13 protein-coding genes are annotated in these 16,974 nt (G+C 63.8%); 6 read left to right on the forward strand and 7 right to left on the reverse strand.

Features of this window, described 5'->3' with window-relative positions; translation table 11 throughout:
- Together VFZ66_22885 and VFZ66_22890 are read left to right on the forward strand one after the other, a co-directional pair.
- The coding region (locus VFZ66_22885; GenBank protein ID HEX6292051.1) for a phosphopantetheine-binding protein at nucleotides 1–963 on the forward strand (963 nt) is incomplete at its 5' end.
- A gap of 18 nt (nucleotides 964–981) precedes the next feature.
- The gene (locus VFZ66_22890) at nucleotides 982–3,669 is read left to right on the forward strand and encodes a lantibiotic dehydratase (GenBank protein HEX6292052.1); all 2,688 of its coding nucleotides are present in this window, start codon (nucleotides 982–984) and stop codon (nucleotides 3,667–3,669) included.
- A 60-nt stretch (nucleotides 3,670–3,729) separates the two neighbouring features.
- Here the strand turns inward: VFZ66_22890 and VFZ66_22895 are convergent, their stop codons facing one another.
- The 3 genes from VFZ66_22895 to VFZ66_22905 form a co-directional block, all read right to left on the reverse strand.
- Nucleotides 3,730–4,644 carry an SDR family oxidoreductase gene (locus VFZ66_22895; GenBank protein ID HEX6292053.1) on the reverse strand — a complete coding sequence of 305 codons (915 nt, stop codon included), beginning with the start codon at nucleotides 4,642–4,644 and terminating at the stop codon, nucleotides 3,730–3,732.
- Nucleotides 4,645–4,787: 143 nt separating this feature from the next.
- Nucleotides 4,788–5,600, reverse strand: a complete 813-nt coding sequence (locus VFZ66_22900) for a class I SAM-dependent methyltransferase (protein ID HEX6292054.1) — start codon at nucleotides 5,598–5,600, stop codon at nucleotides 4,788–4,790.
- A 75-nt stretch (nucleotides 5,601–5,675) separates the two neighbouring features.
- Nucleotides 5,676–6,179, reverse strand: coding sequence for a GNAT family N-acetyltransferase (locus tag VFZ66_22905; GenBank protein ID HEX6292055.1), 504 nt, complete (start codon nucleotides 6,177–6,179; stop codon nucleotides 5,676–5,678).
- 204 nt (nucleotides 6,180–6,383) lie between these two features.
- Here VFZ66_22905 and VFZ66_22910 point away from each other — a divergent pair, with 204 nt between their 5' ends.
- Nucleotides 6,384–7,217 (forward strand): MBL fold metallo-hydrolase, encoded by an 834-nt coding sequence (locus VFZ66_22910; GenBank protein ID HEX6292056.1) that lies wholly within the window; start codon nucleotides 6,384–6,386, stop codon nucleotides 7,215–7,217.
- A 116-nt stretch (nucleotides 7,218–7,333) separates the two neighbouring features.
- Here the strand turns inward: VFZ66_22910 and VFZ66_22915 are convergent, their stop codons facing one another.
- Together VFZ66_22915 and VFZ66_22920 are read right to left on the reverse strand one after the other, a co-directional pair.
- On the reverse strand, nucleotides 7,334–8,800 hold the full coding sequence (locus tag VFZ66_22915) for a PQQ-dependent sugar dehydrogenase (GenBank protein ID HEX6292057.1): 1,467 nt from the start codon (nucleotides 8,798–8,800) through the stop codon (nucleotides 7,334–7,336).
- A gap of 632 nt (nucleotides 8,801–9,432) precedes the next feature.
- On the reverse strand, nucleotides 9,433–10,461 hold the full coding sequence (locus tag VFZ66_22920) for a tyrosine-type recombinase/integrase (protein ID HEX6292058.1): 1,029 nt from the start codon (nucleotides 10,459–10,461) through the stop codon (nucleotides 9,433–9,435).
- Nucleotides 10,462–10,885: 424 nt separating this feature from the next.
- On the opposite strand from VFZ66_22920, the gene VFZ66_22925 reads away from it, so the two are divergent.
- From VFZ66_22925 to VFZ66_22935, 3 genes are all read left to right on the forward strand, one after another.
- Entirely contained in the window at nucleotides 10,886–11,758 is an 873-nt protein-coding gene (locus tag VFZ66_22925) for a GDSL-type esterase/lipase family protein (GenBank protein HEX6292059.1), read from the forward strand.
- A gap of 391 nt (nucleotides 11,759–12,149) precedes the next feature.
- Nucleotides 12,150–14,822 carry a calcium-translocating P-type ATPase, SERCA-type gene (locus tag VFZ66_22930; GenBank protein ID HEX6292060.1) on the forward strand — a complete coding sequence of 891 codons (2,673 nt, stop codon included), beginning with the start codon at nucleotides 12,150–12,152 and terminating at the stop codon, nucleotides 14,820–14,822.
- A 42-nt stretch (nucleotides 14,823–14,864) separates the two neighbouring features.
- On the forward strand, nucleotides 14,865–15,254 hold the full coding sequence (locus VFZ66_22935; protein HEX6292061.1) for a hypothetical protein: 390 nt from the start codon (nucleotides 14,865–14,867) through the stop codon (nucleotides 15,252–15,254).
- Nucleotides 15,255–15,323: 69 nt separating this feature from the next.
- Here the strand turns inward: VFZ66_22935 and VFZ66_22940 are convergent, their stop codons facing one another.
- Together VFZ66_22940 and VFZ66_22945 are read right to left on the reverse strand one after the other, a co-directional pair.
- Entirely contained in the window at nucleotides 15,324–16,403 is a 1,080-nt protein-coding gene (locus tag VFZ66_22940; protein HEX6292062.1) for a S8 family peptidase, read from the reverse strand.
- Nucleotides 16,404–16,541: 138 nt separating this feature from the next.
- Nucleotides 16,542–16,974 (reverse strand): sulfatase/phosphatase domain-containing protein (locus VFZ66_22945; protein HEX6292063.1); only part of this gene is annotated, 433 nt, incomplete at its 5' end.

Consider the following 16,974-nt stretch of genomic DNA (forward strand, 5'->3'; position numbering starts at 1 on the left):
GTGGGCGAGCTGTATCTCGGCGGCGCGGGCGTGGCGCGCGGCTACCTCAACCGGCCCGATCTGACCGCCGCGACGTTCGTGCCCGATCTCTTCAGCGCGACAGCGGGCGCGCGGCTCTACCGCACCGGCGACCGCGCGCGGCGGCGGGCGGATGGCGCGCTGGAGTTCCTGGGGCGGCGGGATCAGCAGGTCAAGCTGCGCGGTTTCCGCATCGAGCTGGGCGAGATCGCAGCGGTGCTGCGCCAGCACGCGGCGGTGCATGAGGCCGTGGTGCTGCTGCGCGAGGATACGCCGCCCGCAGGCGGGCACCCGGACCAGCGGCTGGTGGCCTACGTCGTAGGAGAGAACCACGAACGGGTGCCCGCTGGGCAAACCCAGAACCAAACCGCCCCCACGCCTCTGCAATGGGAGCGGGGGCCGGGGGGTGCGGGCCTCACCTCCGAACTGCGCCAGTTCCTGGCGGCGCGCCTGCCCGCCTACATGGTGCCGAGCGCGTTTGTCTTTCTGGATGCGCTGCCGCTGAATGCCAACGGCAAGCTCGATCGCGGTGCGCTGCCGGTGCCCGACGGCGCGACGCCGGTCCACGATGCCACGTTTGTCGCGCCGCGCACGCGGCTGGAAGCGGAGGTCGCGCGCATCTGGGCCGAGGTGTTACAGCTTGCCACCGTCGGCGTGCAGGACAACTTTTTCGCGCTGGGCGGCCACTCGCTGCTCGCCACCCAGGTCCTCGCCCGCATCCAGGCCACCTTCCACGTCGAACTCTCCGTCCTCGATTTCTTTGAGGCCGTGACTGTCGCAGATCTCGCCGCCGCTATCGAGCAGGCATCGATGCAGCACAGCGCACTGGAGGAACCACCGCTCATACCGCTATCCCGCTCCACCTATGATGAGGCCATGCCTTCCATCACTGCCATTCCACGGAACAGGAATGATCCTGAGCATGAGCGGCACGACGAGCACTAGCACAAGACAAAGGTCAACATGGACGAGATCGAGAAAACCACGGTGGCGCCCACGGAGGCAGAAGATCACGCAGATTGCAGCCATCAGCATCGGCAGGTGCCCGATCATCTGGCCCGGCTACCGGGAACGCACTGGGCGCTCTGGCGCTGCGTGGGGCTGCGTGGCGCAGGGTTTCCTGCCGACTATATGCCCAGGCTGGCAGCGCCTCGCTCAGCCGCGCTTGCCGATAGCGTCCTTCAGGCCGAAGAGCGGGTGCGGCAGCAGGCTGATGATCTGCTGGCGAGGCTGCGGCGTGATTTGGAGGATGGCGACGCAGAGCAACGTACGAGCCTCGTCGCGGCGATTCGACCGCTTAAGCTCGGCAAGATGCCGAATCCCGATGATATTCTGGCTCTGCATATGGACGTATTCCACAGGCTGCGAGACGACTTTGCAGCGCTCGATGCTGCGTGGAGCGAGATTCGTGAGACGCTTTCGCGCGAAATAGGCGCGGTATCGCGGGCAATCTATGATATTGCTTCGACCGATCCGTTTCGTGAGGCCGTCATCTGGCAGAATCACCGCGCGTTCCATACCGCACTCGCGCCGCTTCTCCGAAAAGCGCCGGAGAGCACCCCGCGTTCCTCAAAGCGACGGCAGCACGAGGAGTTGATCGCCAACTACCTCCAGCGCTACTGTCTCAAAAACGATACGATTGGCTTCTTTGGCCCGGTTGGCTGGGCAACGCTCATCGATCATGGCGAGACGATCACGGTCGCGCCTGGATCATCGCTGCTTGCCCGGCGCAATGTGTACTTCGAGTCGTGGTGCATCGAAGCGCTGGCCGAGACGCTGGCGAAAGATCCCATGCTGCGCGCCTGGCTCAAGCCGCGCCGCACGGCGTTTGTCCATGTCGAGGGCACGATGCTCTATCTGCCGATGCGAAGTCCGATCCCGCTGCCAGCAAGCCAGGCAGCCCTCCTGCAAGCGTGCGATGGCCGACGAGCAGCAAACGAGCTTGCGGCAGAGCTGCTGCGCGATCCGGCCAATGGTTTGAAGAGCGAAGCCGAGATCTTCACCTTGCTTGAATACTTTGCCGGACGAGCGCTGATCTCCTGGGGCTTTCGTATCCCCGTCAGGCCGCACTCTGAGCAGGAGCTGCGGCGCATGCTTGGAGAGATGAAGCAGGAGCATCTGCGTGACGGGGCGCTCGAAGCGCTCGGCACGCTTGAAGCGGCGCGAGCGGGTGTTGCGCGCGCCGCCGGAAACCCCGACGCGCTCGATCAGGCGATGGGCGACCTGGAAGCAATATTTACGCGGCTGACCAGTACCGCCGCGACACGGCATGAAGGAAAAACATATGCCGGGCGAACCCTCGTCTATGAAGATTGCCAGCGAAATGTTCGTGTCGATCTTGGACCACAGCTTGTCGAATCGCTTGGTCCGGCCCTGGCGCTCGTGCTGACCAGCGCCCGCTGGTTCACATCGATGGTTGCCGCAGCCTACCGTGAGGGATTTGGAAAGCTGTATCGCGAGCTGGCCCGGAAAACCAACTCCCCGACCGTCGATGCGTTCAACCTGTGGCTACGTGGACAGCCGATGCTTTCGCTTGAAGGCCCTAACGAGATCGTAGACGCCTGCCGCGCACAGCTTCAGGAGCGCTGGGCCGCGATCCTCGCTATCGCGCCGGGGCAACGGCATGTCACCTACACCAGCGCCGAGCTGCGCCACCGAATTCTGGCAGCGTTTGATGCGCCCGGACCCGGCTGGACCCTGGCCCGCTATCACAGCCCGGATGTGATGATCGCGGCCACGCATCCCGCAGCCATTCAGCAGGACGACTATCAGTTTGTGATGGGTGAGCTGCATGTCGCAACGAATACCCTCGGCGTGGCATTCTTTCTCGAAGAGCATCCGTCGAAAGAAACCATCTTCCGCGCGCTTGAGTTCGATCTGCCCAATGCGCGGGTGATTTCGATCCCTCCGAAGCATTGGCCGGGCCTGACGACACGGACGCAGCTTTCGCTGCAAGCCGCGCGCGATACCTTTCTGGAAGCTGCGCCCAACCCGTCCTACGAGCCTGACCGATCGCGGACGATCCCGATCGGGTCGCTGGTCATCGAAGATACCGACGCGGGATTGGTTGCTCGCACCCGCGACGGACACGCGCAGTTCGACTTGATTGAGGTCTTCGGCGATATTCTCTCCTACCTAACCATCAATGCCTTTAAGATCCTGCGCGCCAGCAGCCATACACCCCGCGTCACGATCGACCGCCTGGTCGTCTGCCGCGAGACATGGAGTTTTGCCGCGTCGCGCATACCATTCGTGCAGCACAAGGACGAGGCCGAGCGCTTTGTCGCCGCCCGCCGCTGGGCACATATGCATACCATGCCGCGCTTCGTGTTCGTCAAGGCACCTGTCGAGCGCAAGCCGTTTTATGTTGATTTCGACAGCCCGATCTACCTGGACATCCTGGCAAAGACGATCCACCGGACGATCGAAGCCGGCAAAGCGGACGAGCCCATCACGATCACGGAGATGTTGCCGACACCCGATCAGACCTGGCTGATCGACGCAGAAGGCCACCACTACACCAGCGAGCTACGGCTGGTTGCGGTCGATCTGATCGATGAGGTCACTGCCGAGCGTCCCGCGTTTTCATCGCATCAGAGGAGCGTTGTCGACAAGACATCATCAGGAGACGGCGACGCTCTACTCCGCTGAACCTACCGCCCCTGCATCGTCCGGCGCAACACGAGCGCCCGGTGCGGCGGACCAGCGCCGCTAGCGATAGCCTGTCGCGTCCGCTGGCTTCCCTTGATCCTGCACGTCCTCGATATAGCGCCAGCAATCAGGCTGCGATCCATCGAGATCCGTGAAGCCATACACCTTTGCCAGTTGTCCGCTCGACAGGGATTGCCCATTCCAGCGCGCGACCTGCGGATCGGCGGCCAGCGCGGCGACCGCACGACCGACGTAGCGCGGCGTCTCAGATATTACAAAGTGCGGTTGATGCGCGGTTGCATCACGCCAGTTCTCCTCGGTAACGCCGAATGCTGCGAGCATCATCTCGGATCGCAGCCAGCCTGGTGTCAGGGCAACTGCCGTCGCGCCGTGCGGGCCGAGCTCGTGCGCAAGCGCCCAGGCCATGCGCAGGACCGATGCCTTTGCGAGATCGTAGAAATGGGAAACCCGATAGTTCGTAGCATTATAGGCTGCCGTCCCGTCCGTCATTTCGATCACCAGACCACCGGGATGCCTGAGCAGCAGCGGAAGGGCGAAGTGGTTCGTAATCAGATGCGTATCGACGGCCAGCCGCAGCAGCCGCAGCCCTCGATCCAGCGAATGCTCCCATACGGTTTTGTCCCATTCAAATAAACGCTCTCCACCCCAGATGTCGTTCACCAGCACGTCAAGACGCTGATGATCGCGGTCGATACGCTCGACCAGGCGCTGGACCTGGCCGCTATCAAGATGATCGACCGCGATCGCAATGCCGTGCCCTCCGGCCTGGCTAACCAGATCGGCGGTTTCTTCGATCGTCTCCGGGCGATCGTACTCGGACCGCTGCGTACGAGTGGTCCGCCCAGTAACATAGACGGTCGCACCGGCAGCGCCTAGCTCAACGGCAATGCCCCGACCGGCACCGCGCGTTGCGCCAGCGACTAACGCGATTGTGTTGGCAAGCGGTTTTTCCACACGGATCGCCTCCTCAAGCTGCGTGTATTGAGGCAGTGTATATGCGCTGTGTGTCACATACGGTCACAGATGGCGTGAGATAGAGCCGCCGCCGTCGAAGGCGGTGCGTGACGATACGCCGCCGCTGTTGCTGGCTGGATGCCTCAGCGACGAGCGCGTACCGCCCAGGCACGCGCAACCAGCGGAATGGAGCCATCGTCGGCAAAGGGAAGCGTCGCGCGGATGCGCTCCCGCAGCGCCGCCCGCTGATCCTCACTTAAGGACATCGCATAGCCCGGTGCCGGACCTTGCCCGCCGAGAAACGGCGACCAATAATCGTCGAAATCGTGAAAGGTCGTGTCAATATCGATCGCCCGCACGGCCACCTGATGCAGGCCGCAGCCTTCAAACAGCGCGCGCAAGGCGTTCGGATGGCACAGCGGAAACCGCAAGCCCTCATCACGCTCCCGCATGGCCGGATCGAGCGCCACCGCAGCATTCCAGAAATGGCGTATCAGTTGCATCTCTCCGGCATAGTCCCACACATAGGCCGCAATCGTTGCGCCCGGCTGCGTGACCCGCACCATTTCGCGTACTGCGGCCTCAGGCTCTGGGATGAAATTGAGCACCAGGCCCGATACCACGACATCATACTGGCCGGTTTTGAACGGCAACGATTGGGCATCGGCCACGTCGAAGCTGACACGCGGATCGCGGATCGTCTGGCACAGAAAGCGAATATAGTCGGGAGAGCGATCGATGCCTTTAATCTCGCCCGGCTGCGCATGATCGAGTATGGCTTGGACTAATGCGCCGCTGCCACAGCCGACATCGAGCCAGCGCCTTCCGGGCGCAATCGAGAGCCAGGGGAGAAAGGCCAGCGCCACGCGACGGCTCCACCGGCCAACATACGACTCATAGGCCGCGCTATCCGCCCAGGTATCGGTGGGTCGGTCCGGCTGGTCAGGCTGTCGCATAGTGCCCGTCCTTGCATAAGATCCCAATCGATCACGAGTACAGGAGGATGCCGCTCGTCATGGTATAGCCAGCCCTCAAGGTCTGCGCGTGCCGTGCGCGCGGTGCTCGTGCGCCGATTTGTGCAATCGGTAGCGGATAAATCGCTCGCCGCCAAGCATAACCTCACCATCCGGCATGAATCCCAGCCGCAAGATCCCTTTGACGCGCGTTCTACTCGGCGGAAACAGGATCGTCACCGACTCGAATCCCATCGCACCGAACGCCTGCCGCATGATCTCCATGTAGATCAGCTTGCCCATGCCCCAGTATTGCGGAGCCAGAACCAGCGCCAGATCAGCGTCGCCGTGCTCCGGCTGCAAGCCGCCCCAGCCGACAAACTGCCCATCTACCACAAAGGCCCACGGCCCATAGCCATGCTCGGTCCAGAGCCGCTCTTTCGCCGCAATGAACGAGTCGCACGCGGCTTCATCGAATGTATCGCCGGTCAGCGGCATTTGCCGACGGACGAGCGGGTGATTCATCAGGTCAATAAGGTCACGCCGATTGACCTCACCGAGTCGCTTGAACTCAATGCCCATCGGTAGCTCCTCAGAGGATTGGATCCACGATGCGAGTATAGCACCACTAACCCGGCGACGCCTGTCGGTGCGGCGCAGAGCAGGTTGGTACAACGGACGATACGCTAGTTTCTCCGGTAGACTATGCTCGTAACCACACGGGAGCACCGCGCGCCAGGTCGTCGCGCTGCCCGTGATGGGAAACGATGTGTCGGAGGATTGAGGATGCGCGCAACAAGCTATGCCTTTAAGGTGGGACGGATCGATGGTACGGTCTTGCTCGACGGCGTCTCAGTGGTTGGGGCGGCTGGCATGGTGCGGCGGTATCCCGACGCGACCGAAGCCGAGTACCGTCAGGCGTATGCCGACCTGGGGCTGTCGCTGGATGCGGCGGAAAGCTCCTTGAACGTGCTGGCGGCACGCATCGGCGACGAGACGGTGCTGGTGGATGCCGGGGAGGGGAGCAGGCCCAACCGGGGCTATCTCCCCGCAAGCATGCGCCTGGCCGGTATTGCGCCGGAGAGTATTTCGCTGGTCGTGATTACGCACACGCATGGCGATCATGTGTTGGGCTTGCTCTCGAACGATCATACACCTGTGTTTCCGCATGCCACCTATGTCATGTCGAAAGCGGAGTGGGCGTTCTGGCAGGATCGAATCGTTGCGGGTGCGGTCGATCACGGCCCGATCGCCGCCATGCTTGAGGCATGCGGGCTGCGCCTGATCGACATGGACGAGCCGATCCTCCCAGGACTCGCTGCGGTACCCATTCCGGGGCACACGCCCGGCCAGATTGCGGTTCTGCTGGAATCCGAGCAGGAGCAATTAATGCATCTGGCCGACCTCTTGCATAGCCCGATGCAATTTGCCCATCCTGAGTGGTCGGCGTCCTTTGATGTCGACACCAGCATCTCAGTCCCAACGCGGCGCGCTGCGCTCGCACGGGTGGCGGATGCAAAGATGCTGACGCTGTTCTATCACCTGGCCTTTCCGGGGTTGGGACGGGTCAGGCGCGCCGCAACAGGGTTCATCTGGGAACCGCTCGAGACGGAGGTTTGACGGGAACAGGGCGCTCCGCTGCTGCTCGCGTGCGTTGCTGGTGGACTCGCACGCGAGCAGCAGGGCGGTGGGGCGTGGGCCGCCCACAGTCGGGATCTGCGCCGCCTGGCGGCTGCCTAGCGCCGGTAGATCTCGTAGATCGCGCCCTGGGAGAGCGAAACTACAAACAGATTGCCGTTCGGTCCCGTTTCGATGTCGGTCGCCACGCCGAAGTCTCTGCCGATCAGCAGGCTCTCGCTCTCGGTGATGTCGTGCTTGGCGAGATTGTCCGCGACGCGGTCCTCAAGGCGAGGATCGTCGACGCCGATCTTCATGCGGTTGCCGGTCAGGTTCATGTGGAAGAGGTAGCCGCCCTGCAATTGGGGCGTGGCCGCGCCCACGAACAGATCACCCCTGAACTGCGGCCCCAGTGCCGTCCCGCTCATAAACCCGATGCCTGCCGGTGCCACCTCCCACACCCAGCTAAACTCAGGATCGCTGTAGTGCGCGCCAGGGAGCATAAACAGCCGTGAAAGCGCGGCTTCCGGCGTGTCGGCGATGTTGGTAGGCGGCCAGCGAATCTGCTGTAGCGCCCGCGCTCCGAAGGTTGTCTCGATCGCTTTGAACTGGGCGACCCGCGCGACCGGCCCGGCGATCTGGACCCAGCCGCCGTTCATCCCCGCCGCGACCCGGTTGATCTCGCTGAAGGAGTCGTCGCCGTTTTCCTGAAGCCAGAGCTGCCCCGATAGCGGGTCGACGGCCATCCCGATGCTGTTGCGGTGCCCGTAGGAGAAGATCTTCTGGAGATTGGCTCCTACCTCGCCGCCCATCGCCGCACCGACCGCGAAGAAGGGATTGTCGGTCGGGGCGCTGCCGTCGTCGTTAAGCCGCAGGATCACCCCGGTCAGGTGGGCATTGTCCGGCTCCGGGCCGCCGAACTGATCGTCAGGCACGATCGGCCCCGGACAGGTTGCCGTCGGCCCGCATGGAAGATTCTGCATCTGGCCGCGTCGTCCCACGTCGCCGACGAAGATGTGGAGCTTGCCGTCGGCACCAAAGGTGATCACGCCGCCGTCGTGGTTGCCGCGCGGCGGCTGTCCCGCATCCTCCTGAATCGCACGAATCCTGATCAGGTTGCGATCAAAGGTGAGCGCCGCGCCATTCCACACAAAGCGGTCCACGCGGTTGCCTAAGAGCGGCGTCTGGCTGAGCACCGAGGTGTCAGCGCCGGTGGTGCTTTCGGTCCAGTACAGGTAGACGCCAGGGTTGGCCGGGAAGTTGGGATGCAGCGCAATCCCCAGGAGGCCGCGCTCCGAGCCGAAGTTGACCGCGAGGTCCAGCACCGTCGCGTGGATCACGCCAGCCACAACGCGCTGGACACGGCCCGTATTCTTCTCGATTACCAGCATGTCCTGATCGCCCAAGAAGGCCATGCTCGTTGGGGTGACGAGCCCGGTGCTGACCAGCCGCACGCCAAGCAGTGGGTGCAGCATTTGTGGCCCGCTCGTCTGCGCCGCCGTTGGCCTGCCCGACCCCGCACCGATGATCAGGGCGATTGTCGCCACCAGCCCGATCACCATCCTCCGAAATCCTGTGCGCGCCATAGGACCTTCCTCCTTCCAGATGTGCTCGTTGTACCTAGAACGAGCAGCCATGAGCCTGCACCATACAGTCCTCGGCACCGAGATCAGCCAGTACGAAACCTGAGCGCGTTCGGTATCGGGAATCGGGCGGCAGATGCGGGTAGCCTGCCCTGCGTCGGTGCTGCCAGCGGCACGCGGCGATGACCGCCGCCGGGCCGCTGCGTTTGTCTCTACATAGGGTACGTAGGAACCGGGTGGTTTGCATCTTTGTGGGTGGATCTTTTGGGCATACCCCATGACATGGCCGGTCCGGGGTAAATCGTGTGCCGCGCCGGGGCCGGGCGGTGCGGTCCTGCGGACAGCGTATCAGGCGCCCAAAGCGGCAAGGTCTTGGGAGGAAGATCGACCAGATAGGCGAGACAGCCGCGCACGGCACCAAACACCGCACCGAGCAGCGCGGCGCGAGCACGTCGTCGCATGGCGTACTCCGCTTGGATAAAAGTCGTCAAGGCCGCCCTGCGCAATGAGGTGCAGCGGCGGATGGCAGCAAGACATGGCCTCGATCTGCATCCTGGGCGAAGGCTGACGGAGGTAGCAGGCAACCCCTGCGGCATGGCCCACGGTGATTTCGACCCTCTGGCCGCGCCGCCTGCCTAGCTGATCCGATTCGCCTCCTCCAGGGCATCTCGCAGGTCATCTTCGGTGGGCTTGCCATACTTCAGCGTCGTGCTCACGCGGCTATGGCCCAAGATGCGCTGAACGTGCGCGGGCGTGGCCTGCTTCCAGAGCCGGTACGCGAGGCCATGCCGAAGCTGATGTGGGCTGACCGCTACCAGGTGCCGCGCAAGCGCTTCGAGCTCAGCCACGCGCTGGAGGCTCGGCTCCTTCGCCGCTCGGGCTCGCAGCAGCTCTGCCGCAGCTCTTCCCAGCTCGCCCAGGTGCTTGCGCATGCTCACCGGCTGCAATCCCGGCTCCCAGGGCGCTCCAGCTTTGGTCATGGTGCGCTTCATCAGCAGCGGCTCGCGCTCCGCCGCGCTGCCGATCGGCGGCAGGCCAGAGGGACAGCGCACCTTGAGGTACTCCCGCAGGCGGCGCACCGCCTCCACGGTCAGCGGCACGCGCCGACCTTTCCCGCCTTTGCCGCTGCGCACCGCGAGCATCGCGCCGTCAAGGTCCAGATCGCGGAGCTGCACGTCGGCGGCTTCCTGCGAGCGCAGGCCACACTCGCTGAGCAAGGTAATCAGCGCCAGATCGCGGAGGCGCGCTGTGGCGTCTGGTTGGGCGGAGGCTGCCCGGACCAGCCACTCGACGGCGGTGGGCGGCAGGCTCCGGGGCGCGCCGTCCTCGATCGGCAGATCGTGCAGCTCCGCTGTGGGATTGTGGGCGATCAGCCCTTCCTGCTGTGCCCAGGCGAAGAAAGCCCGCAGGCTGGCCTGGGCGCGGTTGATCGTGGCCGGTTTCGCGCCGTCCTCGCGCTGACGGTGGCGCTGCCAGGCCCGCAGATCCCGATCGAGGATGTGGGCGACGTCAAAGCTCACGCGGTGGGCCTGCTCCCACCAGTTGATAAAGCCCTGGAGGTCGGCACGCGCCGCGCGGATCGTCGCCGGGGAAGCGAGCCGCCCGCTGCGGTTGGGCCGCTGCTGGAGATCGGCCAGGTAGCGATCGAGAATCGTGTTCGTCATAGGGTGATCTCAGGTCCTTATGCTCTAGGATGGAACCCGCGCCGCATGCCTTCAGCGGCAGAACGAAGACGGTAGCATCTCCTGATCGGCTCATGCCCTGCCCCGCAGGATCGAATACATGGTGCGGGGTGAAGCTTATCGCTACCGGTATTTTAGCAGATATGCGGGAAAAAGCAAAATGCTATCGCTCCTGCTTGCGCCAGGAGGCGGTTCTTTGTGCGCATCTGCGTGATCGATGGTGCCGCTGGTGGTCCTGAGTAACTGGTAGGCCTATAGTACGGATTGATTAAATGGTTTAAAAATAGTTATAATCCTCGCCGGGCTTCCGGCAACGGGTCCGCTCCGAGAGCCCCCACTCCAGGCCCGGCCTGATCGAAGCCGCGTATCGTTCGGTTCGCTACTATTGTCGCACAGAAGGAGTCCAATGATGGAACTGTTCGCCGCAGAACAGCAGCGCTCACGCAGACAATCCACCCGCTTCGGCGGCGTTACTCGTCGCTTGCTCGGCATGGTCGCAGCAGCAGGCCTGGTCGTATCACAGCTCGCAGCGCCGGTCACGGCTGCACCCAGCCAGCCGCCGTCCACCGCAGTAACCTGGAAGTACACGGCGCTTGGTGATTCGCTGGGGACCGGGTTTTTGGCCCAGCGCGGCTATGTGCCACGGTATCAGACCTATATGCAGACCGATACAGGCTCGACCATCAGCCTGAGCAATCTCTCACAGAATGGCTGGACCAGCACCGATCTGCTCAATGCGCTGCGCACCAACGCTACCTTCCGCAATGCGGTTAGCAGCTCGCAGGTCGTGACCTGGGACATCGGCGGCAACGATCTGCGGGCAGCCCGTGACAGGTATAAAGCGCGAACCTGTGGCGGCACTGATAATCAAGATTGCCTTCGCGCAACCCGAGTCCAGCTCAAAGCCAACTGGGATGCGATCGTGGCGGAAATCCTGGCGCTCCGCAGCACCAGCACCACCATCATTCGGACCATGGACGCATACAACCCGTATGTGGACGAGGACAAAGCTGCGGATACCTGGGCCGCGGATAACGGTTTGAACGATTTCCAGGCCTTCAAGCCCTACGTCGATGAGGCTGCCGAGCATGTGCGGCTCAGCGCGGCGGCCAATAATATTCCCTACGCCAAAGTGTATGCCGCGTTCAACGGCCCGAACGGCGATATCGATCCGCACAGCAAGGGCTATCTCGCCTTCGACGGCTTGCACCCCAATGACACCGGCCACAAAGTGATCGCCGATCTGCTGCGTGGCCTGGGCTACGCCCCGCTCAAGTAGGCGTATCACCTGATCGAACCCGCACGATCGCGCGGGGCACGTCGTCGGCGTGCCCCGCGCTGTGTGTATCGTGCTCCGCCAGCATTCAGGCAATACCGAGAATCTTTATTCCTACAACAACGGTGACGATATAACCTACCTGCGTTGCGATACCTCAACCTTCCGTGAACATGCCGCCGATGAATCTCATTGTGCGCATCTGCTATGATTAGGGTGGTAGGGGAGTAGCCACCACGGATGGACTAGCCAGTCGTCAAGACGGAGCATCGCTCCCGGCTGGCTATGAGTGCGGCAGCACTTTTGGCGAGACCACCACGACACATGACGCCGTGGGATGCTCGTCGCCTGTATCTTCCCCACGGCCTATCTTGGCAGAAGAGGCAGGCCGCTTATGGAAACCCCAGCCCTCTGGCATACCTTACCGACCGAGGTCGTCTTTCGCCGTCTGCGCTCCACGCCTGCTGGCCTGGCGCCGGTCGAGCGTGCGCGGCGTCAGGCCGAGTACGGCCCGAATGAGCTGCATGTCGCCGCCCGCAACTCGCCCTGGGCCTTGCTCGTCGAGCAGTTCCGGAATGTGCTCGTGCTGATCCTGCTCGTCGCGACGGCGCTCTCCGCGTTTCTCGGGCACGGCGTCGAAGCGGTGGTGATTGCGATCATCGTGCTGTTCGCGGTCCTGCTGGGCTTTGTGCAGGAATATCGCGCCGAGCGTGCGATCGAGGCGCTGCGCGAGCTGGCCGCGCCCACGGCCACGGTGCTGCGCGACGGCGACGAGATCGAGGTTCCGGCCCGCGATCTGGTGCCGGGCGACGTGATCCTGCTGCGAACTGGCGACCGGGTTCCGGCGGATGCGCGGCTGATCGAGGCGGTCAACTTGCAGATCGAGGAAGCGGCGCTCACCGGCGAGTCGCTGCCGGTGCCCAAGCACACCAAGCCGCTCGTCGACGAGCGATTGACGGTCGGAGATCGCACCAACATGATCTACTCCGGCACGATTGTCACCTACGGTCGCGGCCAGGCGCTCGTGGTCGCGACCGGCATGCAGACGGAGTTCGGTCGCATCACGGGCATGCTCCAGACGGTCGAGACGGGACGCACACCGTTGCAGGAAAATCTCGACCGGGTGGGCAAGGCGCTGGCAAAGGCGGCGTTGGTCGTCGTCGCGCTCGTCGTCGCGCTCGGCCTGCTGCGCGGCCAGCCGTTTCTGGAAATGCTGCTCTTCGGCATCGCGCTGGCCGTCGCGGTCGTTCCCGAAGCGCTCCCGGCGGTAGTAACCATCTCGCTCGCGATCGGGGTGCAGCGCATGGCGCGGCGGCGGGCGCTTGTCCGCCGCCTGCCGACGGTGGAAACGCTGGGCAGCACCTCGGTGATCTGCTCCGATAAAACCGGCACGCTGACGAAAGATGAGATGACCGTCCGCCGGATCTTCGTCGTCGGGCAGTGGATCGAGATTACCAACACCGGCTACGAGCCATCCGGGGCGTTCCTGCGGGCTGGCGTGCCGGTGACACCGGATGATCCGCTGGTGGAGCTGCTGCGCGCGGCTGCGCTCTGCTCCGACGCGCGGCTGGTGCAGCGCGATGGCCGCTGGCAGATCAAGGGCGATCCCACCGAAGGGGCGCTCGTCGTGGTCGCGGCGAAGGCCGGGCTGGACAAGGCCGAGCTGGACATGCACACGCCGCGCGTGCATGAGATCCCCTTTACGTCCGAGACAAAGCGCATGACGACCCTGCACGCCACAGCCGACGGCACGGTCGCGTACGCCAAAGGCGCGCCCGAGGTGATCCTCGACGCATGTACCCATGGCATGACGGCGGAGGGCGCGCGACCGCTCGACGGGGCGGAGCGCGAGACGATCCTGGCGGCGGCGCGGCAGATGGCCGACGATGCGCTCCGGGTGCTGGCGGTGGCACGCCGACCGGTCGCTGATCCGGCGGAGGCCGAGCGCGAGATGACCTTACTGGGGCTGGTCGGGATGATCGACCCGCCGCGTCCTGAGGCGCAGGCCGCAATCGCGATCTGCGCGCAGGCTGGCATTCGTCCGATCATGATCACGGGCGATCACCCACGCACAGCGCAGGCGGTCGCCCGCGAGCTGGGCATGCTTCAGGATGGTCGCGTTGTTACTGGCGCGGAGCTGGAGGCGTTGAGCGAGGCCGATCTGACGCGCGAGGTCGAAACCATCGAGGTCTATGCGCGCGTCTCCCCGGCGCACAAGCTGCGCATCGTGACCGCGCTCCAGCAGCATGGGCACGTCGTCGCGATGACCGGCGACGGCGTGAACGACGCGCCCGCGCTCAAGAAAGCCGACATCGGCGTCGCGATGGGTATCACCGGGACGGACGTGAGCAAAGAGGCCGCCGCGATGATGCTCACCGACGACAACTTTGCCTCGATTGTCGCGGCGGTCGAGGAGGGACGCGGCATCTTCGGCAATATCAAGAAGTACCTGATGTATCTGCTCTCGTCGAACATCGGCGAGATTGGTCTGATGGTCGGAGCGTCGCTGTTCGGCTTCCCGCTGCCGCTGACCACCGTCCAGATTTTGTACGTCAACCTCGCCACCGACGGCCTGCCCTCGCTGGCCCTGGCGGTCGATCCGCCCGACCCGGATCTGCTGCAACGCCAGCCGCGCAACCCGCGACGCGGCATTTTCACGCGGCCAGTCGTCATCCTGATGCTGGCAGGCGGCCTCTGGTCGACGATGGTGAACCTGGGGCTGTTCGCCTGGGCGCTCAGCTCCGGTCGATCCCTGGCCGAGGCGATGACGATGACATTCGTCTCACTGGTGCTCATTCAGTTCTTCAAAGCCTATAACTATCGCTCCGACCGGCACTCGGTGCTCCGCCGACCGTTCGCCAACCGATGGCTCAACCTGGCGATCCTGTGGGAGCTGGCGCTGCTTGCCGCCATTATCTATGTGCCCTTCTTGCACGCGCCCTTCGGCACCTTCAGCCTGCCGCCGGTCGACTGGCTGATCATCGTCGGTCTGGCGTGCAGCATCGCTCCCGTGCTCGAGCTCGTGAAGTGGATGGTGCGGCGGGGCTGGCTTGGAACCGTGGGCTGAGTCGATACTGCCCGAACGGCGGGCAGCGATGAGGAGGAAGCGATGACGACACGCACAGAGAGGATGCCTCAGGCGAACGTTCAGCGCGCCGGAGGCGTCGAGCAGATTCCAGCGCGCGATCTGGCTCCGGGGGACATTATTGTGCTCCAGGACGGAGATTGGGTACCTGCCGATTGCCGACTGATCGAGTGCGTCAACCTGCGCATTCAGGAGGCCGCGCTGACAGGCGAATCGGAGCCGGTCGACAAGGTGGCCTCGACGGTGGACGAGGCTGGCACGCCCGTGTGCGAGGATCGCTGCATGGCGTTCATGGGCACCGTCGTGGTCGCCGGTCACGGGCGAGCTATCGTCACCGCTACGGGCGCGCACACCGCATGGGGGCGGCTCGCGGCCCTGAGCCACGCCCTGCCGCCGGGACGGCGTCAAGGCTAACCGGCTGTGAGCAAAACGATCAGGGATCGGATTCGTCCGATCCCTGATGGTGAAGGCGCTCTGATCGATCTAGCAGCTTGACGAGACGGCTTTGTAGGCGTTGAGCCGACCATAGCCGAAGATCGGATCGCGTCCGGGCGTGCCCAGGTCGTCGGTCGTGGCAAGCAGACAGCTCATGATCCGCGCGCGATCCAGGCCCTTGCCGGCGAGCAGCGCCGCGACGCCGGCGACGTGGGGTGTTGCCATGGAGGTTCCCGCGAGCGCCTCGTAGCCCGCCTGCGGCGAGCACGAGCTTTGCGCCAGCGTGGTCTGATAGGTGGCGAAAATATCACCCTCACAGGTCAGGCCGTCGCCGCCTGGAGCAACCAGATAATTTTTCATCAGCGTTGCGTCGCCGTTCGAGAACCACGAGCGGAGGTCACGTGAGTCGGTGGAGCCCACGCAGATCACGCCGGGCGCGGCTGATGGCTCCGCACAGAGCGGCACCGAGTCGTTGCCTGCGGCGAACAGGACGACCGCGCCTTTGCTGTGAGCATACTCGATCGCGGCATACACCCCGTCAAGCTCGCCGATCACCTTGACGACCTCGCCGACGCCTGAGAGAAAGCCCAGCGACAGGTTGATCACGTGCGCGCCTTTATCCGCCGCGTAGCGAATGCCCGCCGCGATCTGGTCGCTGGTGCCCGATCCTTCGGCATCCAGCACACGTACCGGCAGAATGCGCGCGCCAGGCGCGACGCCCGCCACGCCGGTGCCGTTGTTGGTGATCGCCGCCGCGATGCCCGCGACATGCGTGCCGTGGCCGTTCTGATCTTGCGCGCCGTCTTGAACACAGGTGCGCTGATCTCTGCGACCCGTGCAGGTGCCATTGGGCTCCACGAAATCAGCGTCGGGATAGTAGATGAGCTTGGATGCCAGATCAGGATGGTTGAAGTCAACGCCGGTATCAACCACCGCGATAATCGCGCCGGTGCCGTTGGCAATCGGCCAGGCACGCTCCGCCTGGATCTTCGCCAGACCCCACTGCCTGTTGACATAAGGATCGGAGGTGGCGGCTGAGGCTGGACGCTGGACCAGCACGCTGCCGACGAGGACAAGTAGCGCAAGCAAACTCATGAACCCGTAACCGCTGGCTCGTAGCCTTTCCATAGGATGCCTCCTTATTGGTTCCTGGTGACAGTGTTATGCGAGCTGGAAAGCAAAGAATGGTATAAAACATTTTACCATTCGCATCAACAAACGTCCAGCCATCCCAAATCGTCCGCTTCCACATGGTCCGGCTGCTCATCACCGCACATACTGCTGCGTGGCATCGATATACACGAAATAGTCCCAGTGGGTGTTGTTGCGTGCCATCGCCTGCCTGAGCATCTCGCGTCTTCGGACACTCAGCACGCCATCGGCAGCCAGCCGATCCGGGTCGAACTGCTGCAACATCCGCGCGTGAAGCTCTTCTTCCACTGCCCGCAGCGCTGGCTGTCCGGCCACACTATGCCATTCTCCAGGGTCCGCCTCCAGATCAAAAAGCTGGCTGCCATGACCGTGGATATAGATATACTTGTAGCTCCCCGCACGCACCATAAAGCAGGGTGCGCGCACCTTTTCCACGTGATACTCCGAAAAGACGATACGCCGAGCGCTGGGACTACCCGCCAGCAATCCTGTCAGGCTCGTCGCGTCCATCGGCAGGCGATCCTCAGGAGGAACGCACGCCCAATCG

This window comes from Herpetosiphonaceae bacterium, from assembly GCA_036374795.1.
Taxonomy (GTDB): domain Bacteria; phylum Chloroflexota; class Chloroflexia; order Chloroflexales; family Kallotenuaceae; genus LB3-1.

Coding starts and splice junctions, on each gene's coding strand:
- VFZ66_22890 (HEX6292052.1), top strand. CDS start 982: ATGGACGAGATCGAGAAAACCACGGTGGCGCCCACGGAGGCAGAAGAT.
- VFZ66_22900 (HEX6292054.1), bottom strand. CDS start 5,600: ATGCGACAGCCTGACCAGCCGGACCGACCCACCGATACCTGGGCGGAT.
- VFZ66_22905 (HEX6292055.1), bottom strand. CDS start 6,179: ATGGGCATTGAGTTCAAGCGACTCGGTGAGGTCAATCGGCGTGACCTT.
- VFZ66_22910 (HEX6292056.1), top strand. CDS start 6,384: ATGCGCGCAACAAGCTATGCCTTTAAGGTGGGACGGATCGATGGTACG.
- VFZ66_22915 (HEX6292057.1), bottom strand. CDS start 8,800: ATGGCGCGCACAGGATTTCGGAGGATGGTGATCGGGCTGGTGGCGACA.
- VFZ66_22920 (HEX6292058.1), bottom strand. CDS start 10,461: ATGACGAACACGATTCTCGATCGCTACCTGGCCGATCTCCAGCAGCGG.
- VFZ66_22925 (HEX6292059.1), top strand. CDS start 10,886: ATGATGGAACTGTTCGCCGCAGAACAGCAGCGCTCACGCAGACAATCC.
- VFZ66_22930 (HEX6292060.1), top strand. CDS start 12,150: ATGGAAACCCCAGCCCTCTGGCATACCTTACCGACCGAGGTCGTCTTT.
- VFZ66_22935 (HEX6292061.1), top strand. CDS start 14,865: ATGACGACACGCACAGAGAGGATGCCTCAGGCGAACGTTCAGCGCGCC.
- VFZ66_22940 (HEX6292062.1), bottom strand. CDS start 16,403: ATGGAAAGGCTACGAGCCAGCGGTTACGGGTTCATGAGTTTGCTTGCG.